Source organism: Acidicapsa ligni, assembly GCF_025685655.1.
GTDB lineage: Bacteria > Acidobacteriota > Terriglobia > Terriglobales > Acidobacteriaceae > Acidicapsa > Acidicapsa ligni.
The window spans coordinates 1-22,502 of record NZ_JAGSYG010000008.1 but is presented as its reverse complement, the minus strand read 5'-3'; the positions used below and the strand labels follow the sequence as shown (position 1 = coordinate 22,502).

23 protein-coding genes and 2 pseudogenes are annotated in these 22,502 nt (G+C 54.7%); 12 read left to right on the top strand and 13 right to left on the bottom strand.

The window, feature by feature from the left end:
* Window positions 1-58 precede the first annotated feature (58 nt).
* Window positions 59-1,333, top strand: coding sequence for an alpha/beta hydrolase family protein (locus OHL19_RS20995; RefSeq protein ID WP_263359802.1), 1,275 nt, complete (start codon window positions 59-61; stop codon window positions 1,331-1,333).
* Window positions 1,334-1,487: 154 nt separating this feature from the next.
* Here the strand turns inward: OHL19_RS20995 and OHL19_RS23185 are convergent, their stop codons facing one another.
* The 3 genes from OHL19_RS23185 to OHL19_RS20985 all read right to left on the bottom strand — a co-directional run bounded on the left by OHL19_RS23185 (window position 1,488) and on the right by OHL19_RS20985 (window position 3,818).
* The gene (locus tag OHL19_RS23185; protein ID WP_396126819.1) at window positions 1,488-1,607 is read right to left on the bottom strand and encodes a 4Fe-4S binding protein; all 120 of its coding nucleotides are present in this window, start codon (window positions 1,605-1,607) and stop codon (window positions 1,488-1,490) included.
* Between the two features lie 437 nt (window positions 1,608-2,044).
* Window positions 2,045-2,758 (bottom strand): NAD(P)-dependent oxidoreductase, encoded by a 714-nt coding sequence (locus OHL19_RS20990; protein ID WP_263359801.1) that lies wholly within the window; start codon window positions 2,756-2,758, stop codon window positions 2,045-2,047.
* Between the two features lie 91 nt (window positions 2,759-2,849).
* Entirely contained in the window at window positions 2,850-3,818 is a 969-nt protein-coding gene (locus OHL19_RS20985) for an SDR family oxidoreductase (RefSeq protein WP_263359800.1), read from the bottom strand.
* A 29-nt stretch (window positions 3,819-3,847) separates the two neighbouring features.
* Here OHL19_RS20985 and OHL19_RS20980 point away from each other — a divergent pair, with 29 nt between their 5' ends.
* Window positions 3,848-4,891 (top strand): AraC family transcriptional regulator, encoded by a 1,044-nt coding sequence (locus OHL19_RS20980; protein WP_263359799.1) that lies wholly within the window; start codon window positions 3,848-3,850, stop codon window positions 4,889-4,891.
* A 217-nt stretch (window positions 4,892-5,108) separates the two neighbouring features.
* Here the strand turns inward: OHL19_RS20980 and OHL19_RS20975 are convergent.
* Window positions 5,109-5,501 (bottom strand): annotated as a pseudogene (locus OHL19_RS20975) (LysR substrate-binding domain-containing protein); the annotation flags it as partial.
* A gap of 481 nt (window positions 5,502-5,982) precedes the next feature.
* On the opposite strand from OHL19_RS20975, the gene OHL19_RS20970 reads away from it, so the two are divergent.
* Window positions 5,983-6,714, top strand: a complete 732-nt coding sequence (locus tag OHL19_RS20970) for a DUF72 domain-containing protein (protein ID WP_263359798.1) — start codon at window positions 5,983-5,985, stop codon at window positions 6,712-6,714.
* On the opposite strand, the gene xth is transcribed toward OHL19_RS20970, so the two are convergent.
* On the bottom strand, window positions 6,698-7,462 hold the full coding sequence (xth, locus tag OHL19_RS20965) for an exodeoxyribonuclease III (protein ID WP_263359797.1): 765 nt from the start codon (window positions 7,460-7,462) through the stop codon (window positions 6,698-6,700). The genes OHL19_RS20970 and xth overlap by 17 nt on opposite strands.
* 157 nt (window positions 7,463-7,619) lie before the next feature.
* Between xth and OHL19_RS20955 the strand changes: the two are divergent.
* Window positions 7,620-9,025, top strand: a pseudogene (locus OHL19_RS20955) (DNA polymerase domain-containing protein).
* On the opposite strand, the gene OHL19_RS20950 reads toward OHL19_RS20955, so the two are convergent.
* Window positions 8,949-10,031, bottom strand: a complete 1,083-nt coding sequence (locus OHL19_RS20950) for an ATP-dependent DNA ligase (RefSeq protein ID WP_263359794.1) — start codon at window positions 10,029-10,031, stop codon at window positions 8,949-8,951. The pseudogene OHL19_RS20955 and the gene OHL19_RS20950 overlap by 77 nt on opposite strands.
* A gap of 936 nt (window positions 10,032-10,967) precedes the next feature.
* On the opposite strand from OHL19_RS20950, the gene OHL19_RS20945 reads away from it, so the two are divergent.
* The 3 genes from OHL19_RS20945 (at window position 10,968) to OHL19_RS20935 (ending at window position 12,924) form a co-directional block, all read left to right on the top strand.
* Window positions 10,968-11,807 (top strand): manganese catalase family protein, encoded by an 840-nt coding sequence (locus OHL19_RS20945; RefSeq protein ID WP_263359793.1) that lies wholly within the window; start codon window positions 10,968-10,970, stop codon window positions 11,805-11,807.
* Between the two features lie 73 nt (window positions 11,808-11,880).
* Window positions 11,881-12,279, top strand: coding sequence for a BON domain-containing protein (locus OHL19_RS20940; RefSeq protein ID WP_263359792.1), 399 nt, complete (start codon window positions 11,881-11,883; stop codon window positions 12,277-12,279).
* Window positions 12,280-12,342: 63 nt separating this feature from the next.
* On the top strand, window positions 12,343-12,924 hold the full coding sequence (locus OHL19_RS20935) for a general stress protein (RefSeq protein WP_263359791.1): 582 nt from the start codon (window positions 12,343-12,345) through the stop codon (window positions 12,922-12,924).
* A gap of 543 nt (window positions 12,925-13,467) precedes the next feature.
* On the opposite strand, the gene OHL19_RS20930 is transcribed toward OHL19_RS20935, so the two are convergent.
* Together OHL19_RS20930 and OHL19_RS20925 are read right to left on the bottom strand one after the other, a co-directional pair.
* Complete coding sequence (locus OHL19_RS20930) at window positions 13,468-14,202, bottom strand: SDR family NAD(P)-dependent oxidoreductase (protein ID WP_263359790.1); 735 nt, start codon at window positions 14,200-14,202, stop codon at window positions 13,468-13,470.
* Window positions 14,203-14,296: 94 nt separating this feature from the next.
* Window positions 14,297-15,028, bottom strand: a complete 732-nt coding sequence (locus OHL19_RS20925; RefSeq protein ID WP_263359789.1) for an SDR family NAD(P)-dependent oxidoreductase — start codon at window positions 15,026-15,028, stop codon at window positions 14,297-14,299.
* A gap of 120 nt (window positions 15,029-15,148) precedes the next feature.
* Here OHL19_RS20925 and OHL19_RS20920 point away from each other — a divergent pair, with 120 nt between their 5' ends.
* Window positions 15,149-16,132 carry an AraC family transcriptional regulator gene (locus OHL19_RS20920; protein WP_263359788.1) on the top strand — a complete coding sequence of 328 codons (984 nt, stop codon included), beginning with the start codon at window positions 15,149-15,151 and terminating at the stop codon, window positions 16,130-16,132.
* A 25-nt stretch (window positions 16,133-16,157) separates the two neighbouring features.
* On the opposite strand, the gene OHL19_RS20915 is transcribed toward OHL19_RS20920, so the two are convergent.
* Window positions 16,158-17,039 (bottom strand): MBL fold metallo-hydrolase, encoded by an 882-nt coding sequence (locus tag OHL19_RS20915; RefSeq protein ID WP_263359787.1) that lies wholly within the window; start codon window positions 17,037-17,039, stop codon window positions 16,158-16,160.
* Between the two features lie 60 nt (window positions 17,040-17,099).
* Between OHL19_RS20915 and OHL19_RS20910 the strand changes: the two genes are divergently transcribed.
* Together OHL19_RS20910 and OHL19_RS20905 are read left to right on the top strand one after the other, a co-directional pair.
* Window positions 17,100-17,591, top strand: coding sequence for a MerR family transcriptional regulator (locus tag OHL19_RS20910; RefSeq protein WP_263359786.1), 492 nt, complete (start codon window positions 17,100-17,102; stop codon window positions 17,589-17,591).
* A gap of 52 nt (window positions 17,592-17,643) precedes the next feature.
* Window positions 17,644-18,369: an HXXEE domain-containing protein gene (locus OHL19_RS20905; RefSeq protein WP_263359785.1), complete on the top strand. Its 726-nt coding sequence runs from the start codon at window positions 17,644-17,646 to the stop codon at window positions 18,367-18,369.
* A 232-nt stretch (window positions 18,370-18,601) separates the two neighbouring features.
* On the opposite strand, the gene OHL19_RS20900 is transcribed toward OHL19_RS20905, so the two are convergent.
* Genes OHL19_RS20900 through arsM form a run of 3 tightly spaced genes read right to left on the bottom strand, consistent with a single transcriptional unit; the run spans window position 18,602 to window position 20,416 of the window.
* The gene (locus OHL19_RS20900) at window positions 18,602-19,006 is read right to left on the bottom strand and encodes an arsenate reductase ArsC (RefSeq protein WP_263359784.1); all 405 of its coding nucleotides are present in this window, start codon (window positions 19,004-19,006) and stop codon (window positions 18,602-18,604) included.
* An 11-nt stretch (window positions 19,007-19,017) separates the two neighbouring features.
* Window positions 19,018-19,506, bottom strand: coding sequence for an arsenate reductase ArsC (locus tag OHL19_RS20895; protein ID WP_263359783.1), 489 nt, complete (start codon window positions 19,504-19,506; stop codon window positions 19,018-19,020).
* 10 nt (window positions 19,507-19,516) lie between these two features.
* On the bottom strand, window positions 19,517-20,416 hold the full coding sequence (gene arsM, locus OHL19_RS20890) for an arsenite methyltransferase (protein WP_263359782.1): 900 nt from the start codon (window positions 20,414-20,416) through the stop codon (window positions 19,517-19,519).
* A gap of 25 nt (window positions 20,417-20,441) precedes the next feature.
* On the opposite strand from arsM, the gene OHL19_RS20885 reads away from it, so the two are divergent.
* Together OHL19_RS20885 and arsB are read left to right on the top strand one after the other, a co-directional pair.
* Window positions 20,442-20,909 (top strand): ArsR/SmtB family transcription factor, encoded by a 468-nt coding sequence (locus OHL19_RS20885; protein ID WP_263359781.1) that lies wholly within the window; start codon window positions 20,442-20,444, stop codon window positions 20,907-20,909.
* Between the two features lie 2 nt (window positions 20,910-20,911).
* A complete protein-coding gene (gene arsB / locus OHL19_RS20880) occupies window positions 20,912-22,024 on the top strand; it encodes an ACR3 family arsenite efflux transporter (protein ID WP_263359780.1) in 1,113 nt (370 codons plus the stop codon).
* Window positions 22,025-22,118: 94 nt separating this feature from the next.
* On the opposite strand, the gene OHL19_RS20875 is transcribed toward arsB, so the two are convergent.
* Complete coding sequence (locus OHL19_RS20875) at window positions 22,119-22,304, bottom strand: hypothetical protein (protein WP_263359779.1); 186 nt, start codon at window positions 22,302-22,304, stop codon at window positions 22,119-22,121.
* Window positions 22,305-22,502 lie beyond the last annotated feature (198 nt).

Below are 22,502 nucleotides of genomic sequence, written 5' to 3'. Positions count from 1 at the left end.
GTCACTAAGCACGATGTCTTTCTTCAGGAAAACCGTTGCCTTCAGGAGAACCGTTGCCATGACAAGAGCAACCTCTATTGCCTCGCCCTCGTATCACGTTCAATCCACCGCATCCGAGTTACGAAATGGATTTCCGTATTTTGGATATCACGATTCCATTACAAGGCTTTGGTCTGAAAAGTGGCGTACGCTTTGCGAGCATGGCATTTACCCTTTCACGGATGCGAAGGTAGCGGATTTCGATCCTGTCTTCGATGAGATTGTGAAGTTGTCGGAGGATCGATCTGACTTCCTTTACAAACCGGATGAGTATGCGAGGCCATTTTTCTCCGTGGGCTACGATCTTGTAGCGTTTGCCAGACGCGCTGAAGAGGATAAAGACGACGCAAAAGCACGAGATTTTTATCTTCGCGCAGCGGCTGTATATCGCATCGCAAGATTTCCGGTCAATCGATCCAGGCTTAGCCAGGAAGCATGGGAAAAAGGGAAAGCAGCATACGCCAGAGCGGGACAATATTTGAATCCGCCGAGTGTTCCGGTCGATATTCCTTTTTCCCATGTGGATGTCTCAGCCGGCGATCTTGGCCTGCCGATTCAGGCCTATTTGCGAATGCCAAACGGAACAAAGCCCAGAGACGGTTGGCCGGTTCTCCTATTCATCTGCGGTCTTGACGCTTACAAAACCGATCACACTCCTCGCACCCAAGCCCACATGGATCGTGGTTTTGCAACGCTTAGTTTCGAGATTCCAGGCACTGGCGATTGTCCCGCAGCTCCCAACGATCCTGCATCCCCTGATCGCCTCATGAGCAGTGTTCTCGATTGGGTGGATGCACATGCGGCCGAATATAGTCTTGATCTTTCCAAGATAAGCGCGCGAGGAATCAGTACCGGCGGCTATTATGCAATGCGGATTGCACATACACATTCGAACCGCCTGTTTGCCGCCGTAGCACAAGGTGGCGGCTGTCACCATATGTTTGATAAAGCCTGGATCTACGCCCAGAACCAAATGGAATATCCATTCGCCCTGGCTGATGCTTTAGCTTACAAATTTGGCTATCGCGAGAATGAGCCCGTCGCAGCTTACGCGGACGACGCACGCAAGTTCAGTTTGCTCGACTCGGGCGTTCTCGATCGACCGAGCTGCAAACTTCTCATCATCAATGGAATGGAGGACTCAATCTTTCCGATCGAGGACAGCTTAATCGTGGGGCTTAAAGGGGATAAAAAAGACCTAATTGCGAGGGGCAATAGAGGACACATGGGGAATCCTGGTGCCGAGGAACTGCTGTACGCCTGGCTTGATGCCGCAGTCGCTGGCAAGCCTTGAATACCAACAACGCTTCGGCCTTAGTTCGTCCCGAGAAGCGCGCATCTCAGATGCACTGCATACCGCATGCCGGCTCAATGAGCGCATTGCCCTGTTACCAGCAATTGAGCATTCTTTCCGCTTTGCCCGTAAATCCAGGTGCGAACCCGCTTCGTCAGCGCAATTGCTTTTGCAGTTTGATCGCCTCCGCGGGACAAGCCCGAACGCACAGACCACACCCCCGGCAAGAATCAAGGTCGAGGACGAACGCCTGCTTTCCCCGTGGACGAACAATATCAACCTTCCCACCAGGAGAAATTTAGTTTTCTCTTCAGGAGTGACGGTCCGGATGACAAGAACGTCGTAAGGACAAATCGGAACGTACGGTCCTTTTGCTTCACAGCGCATAGGGTCGACACCGGCACCATAATGCCCGGATCAAACTTGCAATTTGTGTCAGGATTCGTCATCGGCGTTGCCTTGCCTTGCTCTTCAAAAATTGCCATGATCCTCACCTCTCATGTTTGCCTAACTCGTAATCCAGTCGACTCTGGAAGAGCGATAGACACCGTCCTCCTGCCAGGGCGATTGAGGCACAACGGTTAGGCTTCATTCGTGAAGTGCTGGATCTAATAACGTTTGACAGGCGCAAATATTGTGCCGGCAACAGCTCGACTCCGGAAAAGAACAGGATCCAGTGGCATCCTGTTCCAAAAGCGTCGACTTGGATTTTTAATCGTAGTTAAAGAAAAGGGCCTTACGCTCCCATCTCCGTTCTTCGTCGCTTGCGAGCTTCACCAGCGCCTCGGCGACGTCAACGTATGACACGCTGCCGCGCTGAATGTTGTCCAGCGTCGCTTCTGCGCAGAGTGTGCCACGCGACGGTGCCTCCACCATTTGGCCCATGCGTGCGTATACGAAACGAAAAGCGGAAGGAGTGCCCTCAAAACACCAGCGAACCACACGCTCCGCATCACGCCACGCCTTTCGCGCGATAAACGCGCGCAGCACCCATGCCATGGCCGCGATCGACCAGCTATTGATCGTTCCTCCGGGTTCAGGCAAAAGCTGGCCTCCCACGATGAGCAAGACGCAATCCGCTAGACGGCCGTCAGCCTCCAATGCATCCACTGTTGCTTGAGTAAGCAAACCGCGATTCGCGTTGTTGGCGGGCTGTCCCTTCGCGTGACCAAAAGGGATTGCACTTGAAGCATCGATAATCGCGTTAGGCCGGCAAGCTTGGACCGCCGCCTTGACCGCCCCTGCGTCGCAGAGATCACCTTTCACGATCGCTATCTTCGAGCGCAGCGCCTCGGAAAGTTTATCTGGATTACGGACAAAAGCCGTGACGGCCCAGCCCTGCCCTAGGGCACGTTCAACCACCAGACGCCCCGCTTTGCCGGTTGCGCCATAAACCAACATCGTACGGATCTTCGAGTTCGTCATAGTTGTCCAGGATGATTAGTTCATAAGTGTGGAAGGCGGAACATCCATTGATCGAATGGCAGTGGTACTTCCCCACTGGCATCGCACCGGCTCACACCTTGGAAAAGACGTCGGTCTGTTCGAGATCGGCAAGAAGTCCCATGTGGGTTGGCTTCCATCCAAGTCGTTCGCGGGTGAGCTTGCTGGAGGTGGGATTGTCGATCGGCACCGCCGGCCCAACGAATCCGAACTGCTTCTTCGCCTCTTCAGGCGATTTGCTCACGACCGGCACATTCAGGCGCCGTCCGATCACCTCCGCGATTCTGCGGAACGGAATGTCCTCCTCATCGACGCCATGATAAGTTCCTCCCGCAGGCCCGTTCTCAAACGCCAGTCGAAACAGATGTGCTGCATCGAGATGATGCACCGACGGCCACCGATTCATACCGTCGCCCACATACGCCGACTCCTTCTTCTTCCGCGCGATTGGGATCAGCAACGATGCGAGTCCAAAGGCAGTGTGACCGTGAACAATCGGCGGCAGCCGGATCGCAGACGTACGAAGCCCACGCGCCGCCCACTCCTTCAGCAGATCCTCATTTTTAGCCCGAATGGCTCCGAAGGCCCTCGGAGTCTGATCATAGGTCTCGTCCTCGGTTGCGAGCCGTCCAGGCTTCATCGCCAGCGTCCCGAATGTCGCCACCAGCGGGCTGCCCTTTCCCAGCGATGCAGCAATCGTCTCGATAGCACGTCGATCAGTCGCGGCGGCTGCTCCCATAAATCTCGGTACAATCCCTCTCGGAGCGCCACCGAGAAAGACGCGAAGACGAGTCCCAAGCGGAACATGCCCTAGTTGATGGTAGAAAGCTGTATGGATCGCACCATTTGAGGTTGAAACTCCCCGGCGCAGTCCTTCCAGATCGTCAACTGTGCCCACCTGCACCTGCGCGCCAGCTTCAAGCAGCTTCCTGCCGGAAGCCTCTGAGCGAGCAAGTCCCGTTACCTGGTGCCCCGCCGCAATCAACTCCTTGACGATCGGGAAACCGATAAATCCTGTAGCCCCAGTTACAAAAACACGCATAATTCTTTCTCCTATCTAGCAGCCTAAAGATGGCCAGCGATAGAATCTATGCGATGGAAGATGCATTTATATCGAGATCGTCCAGAATCGCTGACGACCCGCTTTCGGACGTGCTTTCGCTGCTTAAGCCGCGCGGCTACCAGTCTGGTGGGATCGACGCAGGCGGGGATTGGTCTTTCCAGTTTCCAGGTGGCGGTGGCTTCTTCTGTCTTGCACTCGTCTCGGGCCGCTGTTGGCTGTCCATCGATGGTGTTGACGAGCCTGTCCTGTTGCAGGCGGGAGAGTTTGCCGTACTGCCGCACGGGCCGGCGTTTCGGGCTGCTAGCGATCCGGCAGTCCCACCGGTCAATCTTCTCTCCGTGATGGCTGAGAAACTGAACGGCAGGATACTTACTTGGCAGGGCGGAGGGGCCTGCCTCGGGCTCAGCGCAATCTTCACTTTCGCTGGAGAGCACGCAAACATCTTGTCGGAGGTGCTGCCGACTCTCATCCATATCCGCAATCCTGAAGACCGAGTGGCACTGCACTGGTATTTGGAACGCATGATGGCTGTCATCCGCGATCCACAACCGGGCTGGGTGCTTCAAGGCGAGTACCTTGCCCAGATGATGTTGATCGAAGTTCTGCGCATCCATATGACAGACAAGATGACGGGTGGAATCGGTTGGCTCTTCGCACTTGCCAACAAGCAATTGGGCGCGGCCATCGCAGCGATGCATGAACGTCCAGGACATCGTTGGACCGTTCAGGAACTCGCTGAACACGCTGGCATGTCGCGGTCGGCCTTCGCGCTACGCTTCAAGGAGCAAGTGGGAACATCCGTCATGGAGTACCTGATTCGATGGCGAATGCTGCTCGCGGCGGACAGGCTTGTGAACTCATCGGACGCGGTTTCGTCCATCGCTCTCTCGCTCGGCTACGAATCCGAAAGCGCCTTCGGGTTCGCATTCAAAAGAGAGATGGGTTGTTCTCCACGTCAGTACTGCCGCGCGCGGGTCTCTTCTACGGAGACTTCTTCTACCTCAGAACCCGCGAGTGATACTCCGCCCGAGCCCGCTCAAGCCGCCTTGTAGACTCCCTAATTCCAACCAGATTCATTCCTAACGCCAAGCGTGCTTATCGTTACCGATCATGTTGCTCTGAACAAACGTTCAGAAGGCAAGAAGTGATTCTGTACTGCACTTATCGCTGTAGCAAGCGACAGACCTCTTCACTTTGCGACGCTCCCGATCCTCAGAAACGCTCTTTCCGCCATGAATAAAGTGCTGACGAAAGCCGACTTGCCATCTTCTATTCTTGGTGCGAAGCAGGATTGCTAAAGATTTGGCGCACTGTTTCTCGAATCCAGGCGTGCAACTGATCGCTATCGAAGCGCGGATGCCAAACCATCGAGTAGCGAACCTGGGGAATCTCTTTCGGGGCCTTCAGCCTCGGGAAATCGAATGCGGCCAGCGTCGGTTCTGCGATTCGGGCAGGCATCGTCAGCACCAGGTCTGTGGCCTCAAGCACCCGGATGGCGGCTTGGAAATAAGGAAGATGGACAGCTACTTGCCGCCGCAATCCGGCTTCCTCAAGTGACCGGTCGATCAGATTCTGCTGGTTCGGTTGTGTCTCTATGGAGACGTGGCGGAAGCTTAGATATTCCTTGATGGTGATCGCGCCTCTTCCGCGTTTGAGCGTCCGTCCAGGCGCGCACGATCGCGACCTTCACACCCTTGGCGGCCTGCGAAAGGCCCACTGGTTCAGAGACCATCATGGGCATGTGAGCGAAGCTCCCTTCCTGAAGGCATCGAACAGTCCATGACTCGGCACTACTTTGCCGTCCGTGATTGGGGCGGTGGTAACGTAGGGGCAGTTGGCGCTTTCTGTCCCCTTGCAGCTTCAGGATTGTCTCCACGGGCAGGTGGCGTAAACAGGCCGCGGCATCGGCACCTGAACCAGATCCGCACCCGGCAGCGGTCGAGAATGCAGTCCCCAGCTTCTCTCCAGCGCTCAATGAAATCGAATCGAGCAAGACGCTTTTGCGAAAATGGCGCGATTGAACAGATCCGCCGCCGGTGGCGAAACCACATTAGCAGACAGCGTTTGAAGTATTGTTCATGACGATCAAAGCAGTTTCATGCATCCAATCAACATGTTCCGTATTGGCACTGCCGGTTGGTCCATGCCACAGCAATTCCAACCGGAATGGTCGCACCGGCTTGGCAGCCATTTACAACGCTACTCTCGGATGCTCCCGTGCGTTGAGATTAACTCAACCTTCTATCGAGTCCACCGAGCAACTACGTGGGACAGGTGGGCAAAAGAAACCCCGGCAGACTTCCGCTTCTCGATCAAGGCTCCCAAGACGATCACGCACGATGCAAAACTTCGCGACGTCGAGCCCCTGATGCAAGCTTTCTTCACCCAGATCGAACCACTCGGAGAAAAGAGAGGACCAGTCCTCTTCCAACTTCCGCCATCTCTTGCGTTCGATAAGAGTATGGTGACAGACTTCCTGATTGCGGTACGAAATATGTACTCGGCCGACATCGTTCTGGAGCCACGCCATCCGAGCTGGTTTAACGATGCAGTCGATGATCTGCTAGTGAAATACAAAATCACACGAGTAGCTGCCGATCCTCCTAAGGGGGGACCAAAAGCGAGTGCGTGTGGCGGCGACGAGGGCCTCGCTTATTATCGGTTGCACGGTTCACCCCACATGTACTATTCGAGCTACGACGCGGCGTTTCTAAATTCACTGGGATCGAAGATTGAACCGCATAAAAGGACGTGGATCATCTTCGATAATACCGCCGCCGGCCACGCCTATTCCAACGCACTCCAACTTCAGGTCCTTGCGAATGAAATCTATCGTGATGAGGATGACCGCAGCACGACTAGCTTAGCTCGATGACGATGGGCGTATGGTCTGATGGCTTTTCTTCAGCTCGAGGACCGGTATCAATTTCGCAAGATCTGAGCCTGCTTGCGATCTTTGGCGAAAGGAGAAAATGATCGATGCGAGCTCCGCGGTTATATTCAAAAGCCTTTCGGAAGTAATCCCAGTACGTGAACTTACCGCTCTCCTCCGGATGCAGCGAGCGGAAGGCATCGGTGTATCCCATCGCCAGATAGGCACGATACCTCGATCGTGACTCAGGCTGAAATATAGCGTCGTAAACCCATGAGGAAGGCTTGTGGCAATCAACGTCTTCGGGAATGACATTGAAGTCGCCACCGATGAGCCCAGGCTCGTCCTTCTTAATTAAATCGGCTAAGAGAAATGAAAGTCGGTCCATCCAGGCGAGCTTGTAGTCGAACTTGGCAGTTCCGACCGGATTGCCATTAGGGAGATAGATATTGATGACCCGAATTCCATCAATGAGAGTGTCGAGGAATCGAGCGTGGCTGTCTGTCTCATCGCCATTGAGCGTCGTGCTGATCGTTTCAATCGGATGCCGAGAGAGGATCGCAACACCGTTGTATGACTTCTGCGTGACAGCAGAGCTCTCGTATCCCAGCGTCTTGAAATAATCGACCGGGAACTCAGAACCTTTGAGCTCCTGCAGCAGCAGGATATCCGGCTTTGACTTTTCCAGCCATTTCGTTACCGGCTCAAGTCGCGCGCGGATCGAATTGACATTCCAACTCGCTATTTTCATGGCGGTTCTATCCTTCACGCAACTTGCTGCTGGTCTTCAATTCAGAACATTAGATGCTGACGCAATCTCGATGTGCTGTTTCCATGAGACCATCCTCCCACTAAATTCGTCCGGTTAATGACTACCTCACACGGGACGCACGATGTAAGCTGGTTCCGTGAAAAAAAGCGACGAAGCCGAGAGTCTCCAGATCGAGGGCCGAGAGATCCGTATCAGTCATCCCGAAAAGCTTTATTTTTCAAAAAAAACAACCCTGTCCAAGCTGGACCTCGTCCGCTATTTTCTCACTGTAGCGAGCGGAGCTCTGGCCGGCATCCGGGACCGGCCCATCGTTCTTAAGCGATTCGTCAATGGGGCTGAGGCAGAGCCTTTCTATCAGAAACGTGCGCCAACCGATCATCCCGATGGCTGCGGACCGTTACCCTTTCTTTTCCTTCTGGGCGAACGGCAGAAGAAGTCGTTGTAGACGATACCGCCGGCCTAGCCTGGATCGTAAATCTCGGATGCATCGAACTGCATCCTCACGCCATTCGCTTGGGCGATCTTGATCATCCCGATGAGCTGCGTGTCGATTTGGACCCAGGTCCAGGTGTGGGATGGAACGATGTACGTCTTGTTGCGATGGAGGTGAAATCGGTGCTTGATGGGCTCGGGCTTGTCGGATGGCCTAAGACGAGCGGCTCGCGAGGAATACACATCAACGTCCGCATAGAGCAACGCTGGAGCTTCACCGAGGTTCGCCGCGCCGCGATAGCTCTATCACGCGAGGTTGAGCGCCGAGTGCCTACCTTAGCTAGTTCGAAATGGTGGAAAGAAGAGCGCCACGGTATTTTCCTCGACTACAACCAAAACGCGAAGGACCGCACCACAGCCTCCGCGTACTCCGTGCGGCCTCTGCCTGACGCGCGTGTCTCCGCTCCGCTCAAATGGGATGAGGTCCCCGACTGCGAACCGGGTGACTTTACCGTACTCACCATGCCGCAACGATTCGCCGAGATGGGCGACCCGCATGCCGGGATGGACAGCGCAAAGGGTTCTCTCGACCAGCTGCTCGAATTGGCGGCGCGTGACGAGGCTCAAGGTCTGGGAGATGCCCCTTGGCCTCCGCACTTTCGCAAGATGGAGGGAGAGGGGCCACGCGTTTCTACCTCCCGAGCAAAATCGGCTGCGAAGAAATCCTCGGCTAAAATCACGCGCTCAAAGATGCCGTTGATCGTAGTTGCGAACTCTCCAAAGGAAGAAGCTGCTTTGCACGGATTGGAACGATGGAAAACTCAGCACCCTAAAGCCGCGGCATTGCTTGCCGTCGATGATGTGCTTGTGGACCGCATGCGAGGACGATCGACTATTTGGTATCGCATTCGGATAAACCTGCGGCATGTGCCGGAAGAGCTGCGCCCACCGCAAGGAACACCTTACCCCGATGATGATCCAACGCGGGAGGACCAAGTAAGTAGTCGAACGCATCGCAGGAAACTAAACAAGCTTATCCGCCGTGCGGAAATATCTCCATCAGTTCCTGTGGCGGAGCAACCTCGAGTTGTGCGTAAGTGCAATCCATAGGTCTTTTGTCAGAACGCCATCTTCGAAACAGCGCCATGTGGCGAAAGCGATCCCCTTGCATGTGCTCGTACACAACCTCTGAAACCAGCTCTATGCGAAGCGGCTCCCAGGACAGCTCCTTCCCCTGGCTCCAACGGCTCTGGGCGCCAGGCATACGCTTTCCTGCCCCAGCGGCTTGCGAAGAAGCCCAATTGGCCCACGGATGATCCGCAAGTGCATCGTCACGATAAGGCGCAAGATAAGAAACCAATTCTTTCCGCTTATCCATCGTGAAGCTGGCGCATACCCCTACATGCTGCAACTCTCCAGCTTCATCGTAAAGTCCGAGGAGCAGCGATCCAATAGCTGTACCCAGGCCATTTTTGTGCCAACGAAAACCGGCAACGACGCAATCACAGTCTCGCTCATGTTTGAGCTTGAGCATGACCCGCTTGTCTGGTTGGTATACTCCGCCAATCGGCTTGGCCATCACTCCATCAAGACCAGCGCCCTCAAATCGGCTGAACCAATCCAATGCAATGGAGGGATCTTGCGTCATAGGCGTGATGTAGATGGAAGGGGCCGCCGGCTTGAGCAAAGACTCGAGGCGCTTGCGCCGCTCTTCGAAGGGTTGTTCGCGCAGATCGTCCTCTCCTGCACAGAGAAGGTCAAAGAACACAACCGACGCGGGAGTCTGTTTCGCTAGTAGCTTGATCCGCGATGCTGCAGGGTGAATGCGTAGTTGAAGCGAATCAAAGTCAAGTCCACGATCGGATGCGATGACCACTTCACCATCGAGGACACACTGTTCTGGCAGGCCACGAAGAAGCGTGTCGACTAGTTCAGGGAAATAGCGATTCAACGATTTCCCATCACGACTCTGGATGAGGATCTCTTCGCGATCCCGAAAGACAATGGTGCGAAATCCATCCCACTTCGGTTCGAAGATCCAGCCATCGCCAGCCGGGATTGAGCCAACTAGCTTAGCAAGCATCGGAAGTAAAGGTGCGGAGACTGGCAATTGCACAATCCATCGTAAATCTTGTTCGCGATCAGAACGTGCAATCTTGCACTGAATCGAGCTTCGGATGGCTAGTCAGTGGCGTCCGCGTCTGCCTGGATCTTACCCCAGTATCAATTTCACTTCGGCGATCAGCCTCCTCCCCAGGGAAGTCAATGCGGATGCCAAAATCGGTCGGCTCATTCCCGTACGTTCTGAATTGATCCAGTGATCGAATATCTGGGCGACGATAGAAATCCCGCTTCAACAACGATCGATTGAATCTCGGCAGCTTCCCTCGCATCGACAGTTTCGCTCAGGATCGTCTGTATTTTTGATTGGACAGGATCGAGCCTCCGTTCCTGCTAGGTTGTGCGGGAAACGCCTGAAAACCGGGAGCTTCAGGATTTGGATACGAGTGGTCATCGATACTTAATCCGGATCCACGATAACAATCAGCGGCTCACTATCGAGGAATTTCTAGAGGCGGTTGGAGCAGGCGCCTCCGGGGGTGCCTCCCTCGATATACGACTCTTAGAAGCTGGTGCGTTCTAGAGTCTACGCAGTAGGTGCTTGATACATCTTCGTGTTTTTGAACAATTCGGCGCTGCCTCATTGTTGTTTTTTAAACCACACTCATCAATTTGTGGGCGCAAAGAGCCAGCGCAGACGCTCCCACAATGCTAGTCTGCTTCCTCATTTTCTTAAGAATTGCGTATCTCCTCAATTCCTCTTACGAGGACCCGGCTTCCCAAAAAAGTTGCTGTAAGTGCAGAGCCGAAAAACTATGCCCGATCTCGAACGTGAGCAATTGGGAAATGTTAATGAGCTGAAAACCCTTTGTAAGTGCTAAAAACTATTTGCCAAATACCAGAGCTTAATTGATCACTGCCGGGGGGTTGCCGCCTATCTCGCGCGCATCACAGCCAGCAGAAAGAAATTGATTCGGAAGAGGTTCCCGAAATGTATCACCACGTTAAGAAGTTGATGTATACGGTCAAAGTAGACACCCCTAACATTCGATTTGGAAACATGCTGCTTGAACAATTCGGTGGCGCGAATGGCGAACTAGCGGCAGCAATGCAATACACCATCCAAGGCTGGAACTGTGTGAACGACATTGCGAGGCGTGATTTGCTCATGGATATTGGCACCGAAGAACTCAGTCATCTTGAGGTCGTCGGTGCACTCATTCGTATGCACTTGAAAGGCTTGAAGACAGACAGTGAGGCCGCAGAAGCAGATCCCCTCGTGGCGATCGCAGGCGGCGGAGGAGTGGCACTTTTCGATTCCATGGGGAACGCGTGGACGGCGGACTACTTGAAGGTCACAGGAGAAATGGATGTCGACCTTCGGAGCAACATTGCCGCAGAGGCACGCGCCAAGATTGTCTACGAGCGGCTCATCGAACATACAGACGATCCAGGTTCGATCGACACCTTGCAGTTTTTAATGACACGAGAGATCACGCATATGAAGGCGTTCTCGGCTGCCCTTGAAAGCTTGGAAAAGAACCCCTTCTCGGTCGGTCGGCTTCGGCCCACCCCCGGCATTGTCGACGAATATTTCAACGGTTCAACTGGGACTGGCAGCGAGGGTGACATCGACATGCACGGACCTTGGCAAACGAGTTTCGGCCTGCATCCGGTTGAATCCCAACTGCACGGCGGGCCTGGGCTGTCAGTTGATGACATCAATGGCGTAGTCCGCGGAGAGGACCGTGGCAAGCAAGACGCGGGAAAGCCGACAAGCTCCGCTCCTTACAAGGAAGAGCTCATCGGGGTCGCAGAAGCGAAAGGCTAGAGAGTTCTCGGCATTGCGCATTTTGATATGGCGCGCCACTTAACGTTGAACGCGAACTGGAAAGAGATGGAATATGAAAACCATAAGCATAACGCCCAGGCTCTTTACGCTCTACAGCACACTGGCACTCGCCAGTCTCTGTGTGATCTCATTCCCAGGATATGGACAAGACCAATCCACTCCGAGCACGGCCCCGGATAATTCGGCGAAAAACAAGAAACACGACATAACGGCCGACAAACAGACGAATGCTTCGGCGGATCTACAAGTGACCGCTCAGATCAGAAAAGCGATCATTGCCGAGAAGTCGCTCTCCACCTATGCGCATAACGTCAAGATCATTACCCTCAATGGCATGGTGACTCTTAAGGGCCCCGTGAAATCGGACTCCGAGAAACAGACTGTCGCCGATCTGGCTGCGAAAGCCGCCGGTGGGGCCGACAGGATTACCAACGACATCACGGTCAAGTAGTAGGTCTCCGAGACTTTTCCGTTTCCCCAACGAACGATCAGACAGAGATGAAGGAGAACTAAAATGACAGGCAAAATGACAGCTGTATTTGGCATTTACCCCAACACCATCACAGCAGAGTCGGCAGTTGATCGATTGGTGGCGAGTGGCTTCCCTAACGAAGACGTTTCCGTACTCATGTCCGACGTCGACTCCACCAGAGACTTCGCGCACGAAAAAGCCACTAAGGCTCCTGAAGGCACCGCAGTCGGGGTAACGACGGGCGGCGTTGTTGGTGGCACTCTAGGCCTTCTTGCCGGTATCGGCGCTCTCGCAATTCCCGGTATCGGGCCCCTGGTCGCAGCTGGACCAATCATGGGCGCGCTAGCAGGCCTGGGTGTTGGTGGTGCAGTTGGCGGCCTGGTCGGAGCTCTAGTCGGTATGGGCATCCCTGAATACGAAGCCAAACTGTACGAAGGCCGCGTTAAGGACGGTGGCATCCTCCTTTCTGTGCACTGCGATACCTCAGACGAAATCAAGAGAGCAAAGGACATTCTGAATGAAACCGGTGCCGAAGATATTGCGTCCTCCGCAGAAGCACCGGCTGCCAAAAACGAACTAGGTAATGAACGCGAGTACGTGGCGACCACCGATAAAGTCCACTAAATTGTGATCTACCAATACGAACACGGGGTAGCTAGCATAAACTGGCTGCCCCATCCTCAATAAGAAGCGAATTATCTTGGGTGACCAGGAGACTGTTGAGCTGCCATCTGGCTTTGTCGGAATGAACGGGTCGAAAGCCGCCCGCAGGATTATTAATCGAGCAGCTGTCCATGAATTGGGCGTTTCAGCTTCCTTAGTCCATACGAGTCATCTGAACCTTCCCAGTAGGCACTATCAGATCGTTAAAATAGGCATGGATCGATTTTGCGCTTCTCTCTTGATCGGACTATTTGCGCTACCATGCGTGCTGATCGCAACAGCGATTTATCTGGATACGAGAGGATCGGTATTCTACCGCGATGAACGCGTCGGACATTTTGTTCCATGTACCCTTAAAGAGGGATTTCAGAGTCCCGATTCACCCTCCCACTTCATAAATATGTTATTACCATGATTTTCTCCAATACCTGTTGGTGTTGCCTTCCCGTTGATCGAGACCCGGTGAGTGCGTCAGCGACATCCACTCACCGGGTCTCGCCGATCTCAAACGGCCGTCATGCCACCATCGACGAACAATTCCACCCCGTTCACGTAGCTGGAGTCGTCTGAAGCAAGGAACAACGCAACCGTCGCAATCTCATCAGGCTGCCCCATCGTTCCCCGCGGAATCAGCGACTCGAAGAACTCCCGCGCCTCCTTGGTGAGAACTTCTTCTTGCATCGGTGAGGTGACAGCCCCCGGAACCAGCAGGTTTACCCGGATATGTCTGCCCTTCAGTTCGTTGACCCACGTACGTGCGAAGGAGCGCAACGCCAACTTGCTCGCGGCATACACGCCGAAACCGGGAAAACCTTTTGCTGAAGCATTGGACCCGGTCATGATGATCGATCCGCCACAGTTGAACAGCGGCAACGCCTTCTGAACCGTGAACAGTGTGCCGCGCACATTCAGGTCAAAGGCCGCATCGAAGTGCTCCTCGGTGATCTGGCCCAGTGGCAGTGGCTCCCCCTTGCCGGCACTCGCGAACAAGATGTCAATCTTGCCCTTCTCGCGCTTGACCGTATCGAAAAGGCGGTCCAGATCGTTCAGATTGGCTGCATCACCGCGCACGCCGGTTACGTTTCGGCCAATTGCCTTGACGGCCTCATCGAGCTGTTCTTGCCTGCGGCCGGTGATGAAAACGTAGGCACCTTCTTCAACGAACCGCTTGGCGCTCGCTAGCGCCATACCGCTCGATCCACCCGTGATGACTGCAACTTTTCCTTCAAGCTTTCCCATAGTTTCTCCTTTGATTGATGTGTGATATTCATTGCGATAAAGTTCTTTCACCGGGGTCTGCCAGATCAGCCACGTTCGACGATTCGGCGCAATTTCAGACGGCCGAGAAGCCGCCGTCGACTGCGAAATCCATTCCATTCACGTAGCTCGAATCGTCTGAAGCAAGAAACAGCGCTGCCGCCGCGATCTCCTCGGGACGACCCATCTTTCCGCGGGGGATCAGGGACTCGAACATCTCCCTCGTTGCCTTGTCGAGCCGCTGGGAGTCCTGTGTGTCGACCTGCCCCGGGCTCAGCACGTTCACCCGGATTTTTCTGCCCTTCAATTCGTTCAGCCACGTGCGTGCAAAGGAGCGCAAGGCCGCCTTGCTCGCCGCGTACACGCCGAAACCAGGGAAGCCTTTCACCGACGCGACCGACCCGGTCAGGATGATCGATCCGCCGTCATTAATCAGGGGTAGCGCCTTTTGAGCCATGAACAGTGTTCCTCGCACAATCAGGCCGAACTCTCTGTCGAAATGCTGCTCGGTAATCTTGCCCAGTACAGCGGCCTCACCCTTTCCGGCGCTCGCGAACAGGATGTCGATTTTGCCCTTCTGCTTCTGGACCGTATCGAACAGGTGGTCGAGGTCGTCGAGATTCGCCGCGTCACCGCGCACGCCGGTCACGTTCCGACCGATCAGCTTGACGGCCTCATCGAGCGCCTCCTGCCTGCGGCCCGTGATGAAAACGTAGGCACCTTCTTCAACGAAGCGCTTGGCGCTCTCCAGCGCCAAACCGCTCGATCCGCCCGTGATGACTGCAACTTTACCTTCAAGCTTTCCCATACTTGCTCCTTTGCGTGCCGTGTAACATTCCATACACAGGAGTAGATTCCTCTTGGGGTGGACGAGAACTGCTCAGGAGTCCAAAGCTTTTGTCTATTCGTCCAAACACGGAGGGCTTAATTGGATCCGATAACAGATGTTTTCCGAACATTGCACGTAACCGCCTTCGGTCAGCACAGGCTTGAAGCCACCGCCCCGTGGGGCCTTAGAGGGGGAGGAGCAGAGACCGAAGAGAAAGCGCCGAATGCCGGCAAGAAGAGTTCACCGACAGATTTGGCGCACTTCGCCATGCTGTCGCGCGGCAATTGCTGGCTCAATGTCGAAGGCGTTCCGGAGGCAATTCCACTGACCGGCGGTGATTGCATGTTGCTGGCCCGTGACACTTCGATCGTCATGCGCGATAGCCGTCGAACATCTCCAAAATGGAGTTTCCGTGAGATCGCGGCCAAGACCAAGAGCAACGTCGCTCATTGTGGAGGTGGCGGCGCACCGACGACCATCGTCTGTGGGTCTCTTAGTTTCGACCGCGCCAGTCTAAAACCGATCACTCAGTTGTTGCCGAGCTTCATTCTGATCAGGGGCGATCAGGCACGCACGTTTGCTCTTCACAACACCATGCAGGCGCTGGCGTCAGAGATGGCAGACCAGGTGCCGGGGTCTGAAATCGTCGCGACTCGACTGGCTGAGGTTCTATTTATCCAGGTACTCCGGGCGCACATCGCGTCGGAACCGGAACGCAACCAGGGATGGCTTCGTGCAGTATTCGATCCTCAAATCGGCGCTGCCCTGACTGCCTTTCACGATAGCGTGGGTGCGCCATGGACAGTCGAGTCTCTGTCCGAAGCAGCGGGCGTGTCTCGCTCCGCGTTCGCAGTGCGCTTCAAAGACCTGCTCGGACAAACACCGCTGGAATATGTAACCGAGTGGCGGATGCAGAAGGCGATGCGCCTACTTGAACAGCGTGACAAGAAGCTCATAGACGTGGCTCGGTCGGTGGGTTACGAATCTGATGCTGCGTTCAGTAAGGCGTTCAAGCGAGTGGTTGGAGCTAATCCTGGGGAATACCTCAAACGTGGATTAGAAGACCACGATCAGTCCAGATGAACGCTTTTCCGTTGATCAATACGTCTCATATTCTTGAGACCCAAAGCTCTGGAACAAAGTGAAATTCATCGCCCGCTCTTTGTATAAAGCCGAATGCCGGGAACTCAAGATGTGCTCCTGCCACGAGTGTTCTGCTAGCGGCGGCACTTGCCAGAGTTGCGCGCCGTGTAGACTCTGCCTGTTTGGGGTCACTGTCCGCGTCTACACCCGCTTGCGGCATTGCCATCTGAATGGCCGGCATGTGCACGATATCTCCCCAGAAAAGGACGCGCTCTGCCTCGATCTGAAGAGCAAAGCCTGAATGCCCCGGGGTGTGTCCTGGAAGATGAACGGCAGTCAGATCATTCGCGACGGAGTCTCCATCTTTGAAGGTTTTCAGCCTTGATGCCATAGGACGGACTACATTACGGGTTGGCTCTACCCACTCCGGGTGGTTCTGTCCTGGGCTCGTCGCGGCATCTTCTGCCAACCAGAACTTCACTTCGGCCTCATGCACGAGCAGCTGAGCGTTAGGAAACACAGGCTCACCGGCAGGATTAACCAAGCCTCCGCTGTGATCAAGATGCAGATGAGTGAGCAGTACCGTGCCGATCTCGTCAGGCTGGACTTTTGCCAAGCGCAAACTTTCGAGAAGATGGCCGGCGACAGCACCACCAAACTGACCCATTCCTGTATCGATGAGAATGGGAGCCTCGTCATCGCTCTCGACCAGAAAGGCGCTGACGGTATAGCGTGGGTCTTCGCTGCGAAATGCTTTCCGCTGCAGCTCCGCAGCTTCTAATTTGGAGACTCCGCGGAGATTGCCTTCCAATGTTGCCTCGATGTACCCGTCACTGAGTGTGGTCACCAGCTTGCTGCCGATACGCCAGCTTAGCGCGCCCGGGATTACTTGATTTCTGATTGGCATGTTCTTCTCCTATCTTTCTAGCGCTCCGTTGCGCCAAGTAAAGTGTAGGCATTGACATACATGTCAAGGTCAAGCCAACATCGACGTATGTTGATTGGTGAACTGGCTAAAGCCACCGGCGTCAGCGCTAGAGCTATCCGCCACTATGAAAAACTTGGCCTGTTGCATGCGAATCGCAGCGAGAATAGCTACCGTCATTACGCAGTGGAATCCGTGCGTTACGTGGAGTCTATCCAACAACTTCTTCGTGCGGGCATGACGTTGAGGACCATCGGCACAATCTTCAACTCGCTTATGGATGAAGACTGCACGCTTTATGTTCCGCGAGTCCGGAAGGCAGTGCAGGATGAAGCGGAACGCCTATGGATTCAGATCGAAAGTCTGCAGCAGAGCTATGCTCTGCTGCAGCATGCATTGCAGCGTGGAACTATGAAGCCACCCAAATCGCCGACAGGCAGAAGGTCTCCTGATCGTCTGAAGAAACGCATCAATAGAAGCCGCACGCAAAATAGGTTGACGATTGCTGACGACATGCCGACTTGTCAGGACTGATACAGTAGATCCTCGCACCTATCCTATGAGTTAGCACGTCCTGGAGCGCTATATGAGATGGAGTTGGATTGACTTGAACTTCCCCTGGATAGGGTCTATTGGAGCTGTTGTTGTACTGGTCTTGCTCTTCTCAACCAATGGGTTGCGGAGCGATTTCAGCCGATCACGCTGGAGAGATCACGTCTGGCTGTCCTGGCTTGCGGTTGCGATCTACCTTATCCACAATGTCGAGGAATATGGCGTGGATCTGGTTGGGCAATTTCACGCCTTTCCCAACTCGATGTGCTCCACGCTTGGTCTATCACCTTTTCCCTCTTGCCCCATACCGTCGCCGTTTTTTCTAGCGGTCAATTTGCCACTGTTTTGGGTAGGTGCTCCCATCGCTGCCCTAATGAGTCGTCGTCACCCAATTGTCGGGCTGTCACTCTACGGCGTGATCTTCGTCAATGCACTCTCGCATCTCGGAGCCTTTGTGAGAGCGGGCTATAATCCAGGCGTGCTAACGGCACTCATCCTCTTCCTTCCAGCATCGGTCTGGGTGGCCTGGTCGTGCTTCGGGAGGCGTGGGTTGCCTTACAGGGAACTCATTTTTATCATCGTGGATGGCGCAATCCTACACATCGTTTTGATCGGGTCGACGATGCTTTTTCTACACGGCTTGATCGGTCCCACAGGTCTCACCGCCATTCAAATCCTGAACGCTGCCTTGTTCTTTGCGCTTGCATGGCTTGCTGAGAAATGGCGTAGCGGAATGCTCGTGCGCCCTACCGTAACATAACTGGTTATAGGAATCGGAGAAAGGCGAGCAAGGGGGACAGATACTGCTGACATTCGGCGCATAGAGTGAAGAGTGGTGATGGGCAATGGTGGCCGATTGCGTGAACAACTGCTCAAACATGGTGGCCTCCTCGGGCAAATTACTCTGCCCAGCATCGCCACCAATATCTAGTTTCGTTTCTCCGCAACGTCCGCCAGACGGCTCACGTCCGGGCAGGCGGGAAACCTCGCAATTAAGCCTTGTCAAAGGGAGCACTATTCAAGAGTGCTATTACCCGGCTCCGTATTTCATCTCGTAGAGCCCGTACTTCCTCCAAAGGACGGCCTTTGGGATCTGGCAAAGGCCAATCATCCCGTCGCAAGCCAGGCGCATAAGGGCACTTGTCACCGCATCCCATCGTGATGAGTAATTGTGCTCCTTGCGCCAGTCCCTCCGTCAGCTTTTGAGGTTTGGCAGCACTCAGGTCGATTCCGATCTCCTGCATAACCGCCTGGACTTCAGGATGGACGCGCACACCCGGCTCCGTTCCGGCTGAGATGGCCTCTGCCTTCTGTGTGTCCGCGAGCTGGTTGAAGAATGCTGCTGCCATCTGTGAGCGACCAGCATTATGAACACACGCGAAGATAACCTTGACCATGAAGTCTCCTGTTATTTCTTTCCGATAATGTCTAACTCGTTTTTGATCGCCATTGCATCCAAACTCGCGAGTGGGAGTGAAAGCAAGAGAGTAATGCGTCTGTCCAAAATGGAGAAGGCTTGCGAGAATGCGCGATCGACGTCCGAGGGCGTTCCCATCGCAGCTGCTGGATCAGGCAGACCCCAATGCGCGGTCGTTGGCTGTCCAGGCCAAATGGGGCAAACTTCATTTGCAGCGTTATCGCATGTCGTAAAAACGAAGTTCATGTTCGGCGCGTCGGGTCTGGCGAGCTCATCCCAGGACTTACTATGCAAGCCGGCGGTTCGCAAATCTGCGGCCTCGATCAGCCGAAGTGCCACGGGGCGTACATTTCCTGATGGATGGCTTCCGGCCCTATAAGCGGTGAAGTTCGCCGCTCCCTTTCGGTTCATGATGGCCTCAGCCATGATCGAGCGTGCAGAGTTGCCGGTGCATAAGAACAAGACGTTGTAATGGGGCATCGTGATCTTCCTATGCGCAGTAAGAGGGTTCACAGCACGGAGTGGACGCGGCGGGCTTTGGTTTGATGGCGTAGACCTTAACACTGGCAGCTGCTGCGTTGATGTCATGCTTTGCCAACAAATCAGTCAATTCAGTGTGGAGCGAGGCCGCTGTGTCAGGCACGGGCTTACAGCAGGACTCTTGATCCATCGCCGGTGAACAGCAGCCAGATTGATTTTCAACTTTGGCATAAGCATTCAGGTCCACTCCGCTATCCACAATCTCAACATGCTCGAATCTAGCTGCCGCCAAACCGTTTCGATACTCTTCGACCTGGATTGCGCCAGCGATACAGCCCACGTAAGCCGCCATGCTACGGGCGATCGCTTCTGGCAGCTCACCCTTCAGCGCGATGTCACTTACGGCTACGCGACCGCCCGGTTTGAGCACGCGGGCGATTTCGCGGAAGACTGCAGGCTTATCCGGCGCGAGGTTGAGGACGCAATTCGAGATGACACAATCGACAGAAGCATCAGGGAGCGGAATGCGGTCGATAGTGGACAGATAGAACTCCACATTGGTATAGCCGCCCGTTGCCGCATTGGCTCGGGCCCGCTCAATCATCGCCGGAGTCATGTCGACGCCAATTGCACGTCCCTCCGGTCCCACCAACTTCGACGCCAAGAATACGTCCAAGCCGCCACCTGAACCGAGATCGGCCACTACCTCACCGGGTCGTATGTGTGCGGTCGCCGTCGGATTGCCGCAAGACAGACCCATGTTCGCCTCTGCTGGGATGGAAGTCAGCTCTTCTGTCGAGTAGCCAAAGGCTTCGGCAACAGCCTTTACCCCGTCATCGTTGCTCGATAAGGCGCTCTGTGCCACTGCACCGTACTTCGATCGAACGGACTCAAGAATCTGTTCTGCCATGTAGCCACCTCCAAACATATTCGCCATGGCGAATCTATTCCTTGCTTTCGTATTCGTCAAGGCATATACATTCTTTATGGCAAGGCGAGCGCAACAATTTGATATGCAGCAGTTTTTTCAAGCTTTGGGAGATAACACCCGCCTCAGACTGCTCAACCTCATGGGGGAGCAGGAGGTTTGTGTCTGTTATTTCGTAGAGATTCTTGGCGGCCCACAGCCAAAAGTCTCTCGCCATTTGGCATATTTGCGGAATGCTGGCATTGTCTCAGCGCGCCGTGAAGGCAAGTGGATGCACTACCGCATCGTCATGCCACCGCATATCGGCGCAACGCAGATTCTCCGGCAGACCCTCGATTGGCTAAAGGAAGACAAGGGAATGCAGGCAGACAAGGCGCGTCTGACAAAGGCTTGCTGCTCTCCGTCTAAGTACCCCGCGCTGGAAGGCGCTCCGCTGCCCATTGCTGTTGCGGAACAGGGCTGCGAGGTTTGCTAGACATGGCGCCAGTGACGCAAAGCCGTGTATGCGCCCCCGCGCAGCGAAAGAAATTGTCGTTCCTCGACCGCTTCCTTACTCTCTGGATATTTCTCGCGATGGCTGTCGGCGTGGGCATTGGCCACTTTGTTCCGAGCTCGGCTGTCTTCGTCAATCGCTTTCAGACCGGCACGACGAATATTCCCATCGCCATCGGCCTCATAATCATGATGTTTCCGCCGCTGGCGAAGGTTCGGTACGAAAAGCTCGGAGAGGTTTTCCGCGACAGGCGCGTTCTCGGCCTGTCGCTCGTGCAAAACTGGCTCATCGGCCCGGTGCTGATGTTCCTTCTAGCCATCGTCTTCCTGCACGGCGAACCGGCCTATATGCGTGGACTCATCCTGATCGGCATCGCCCGTTGTATTGCGATGGTGTTGGTATGGAATGAACTCGCGGAGGGCGACACGGATTACGTTGCTGGCTTGGTGGCCATCAACAGCGTCTTTCAGGTGATCTTCTATAGCCTTTATGCATGGGCGTTTCTGATGGTGCTGCCGAAGTGGTTTGGTCTGGAAGGTAGCGTTGTCCAGATCGGTATCGGCCAGATCGCTAGGAGCGTTGGACTCTACCTAGGTGTTCCGTTTGTAGCCGGGTTTCTCACCCGCTTCGCTCTCATCAAGATCAAAGGCGAGGAATGGTATCGGACTCGATTTATTGCCCATATCAGTCCTCTCACGCTCGTCGCCCTACTCTTCACCATCCTGGTCATGTTCTCTCTAAAGGGCGACCTCATCGTGCGGCTGCCGCTCGACGTGGTGAAGATCGCCATCCCGCTCGTCATCTACTTTCTCATCATGTTCCTAGTCAGCTTTTGGATGGGCAAGCGGCTGGGCGCTAATTACGCACAGTCGGCAACGCTCTCCTTTACGGCTGCCGGCAATAATTTCGAGTTGGCGATCGCCGTCGCTGTTGCTGTCTTCGGCCTGAACTCTGGAGAGGCATTCGTAGGCGTTGTAGGTCCGCTCATCGAAGTCCCTGCGCTCATCGGCTTGGTAAATGTAGCGTTCTGGATCCGGAGACGTTATTTCGGTAAAGCGACCACGATACCCGACGCTCTCATTCCTTCCTCCATGTAAATAGTTATGTCATGTAAATAGTTATGTTGCGTACGAAGGGCTCAAAGCTGCTTATTCAGCGGTGATGAGCCCTCTAAGCAACATTATTTTGAACTCAACATAACTGTTGTAGATCTTCCACTAACTGGAAGAGTTCATGGTTGAACAGGACGAAGCGCTCGACGACGCGAATCGCCTCGCGCACTTCTTCCGAATTCCCTGGATAGAAGGACACGCCTAAGGCGGGTTCTGACGTGCCTTCGAGCATGTGCAGGCCTTCTTCGTCGAAGCACGCTGTCACGGCGTCTCAGTCCTTGAACGCGACCAACAAGGACGGCAGCGGGGGACTGTCGTAGTTGCCCTCTTCGATGAAACTGGATCTTGGCCGAACGTGAGTCCTGGAGAGTTGTTGGAGACTGCGCAGGCGCTTGATCCACGAACCGTATCGGCCGTTGCCGTGCTTGCGCAGGAGACGACGGGCGAGGAGATTCCAACGGTC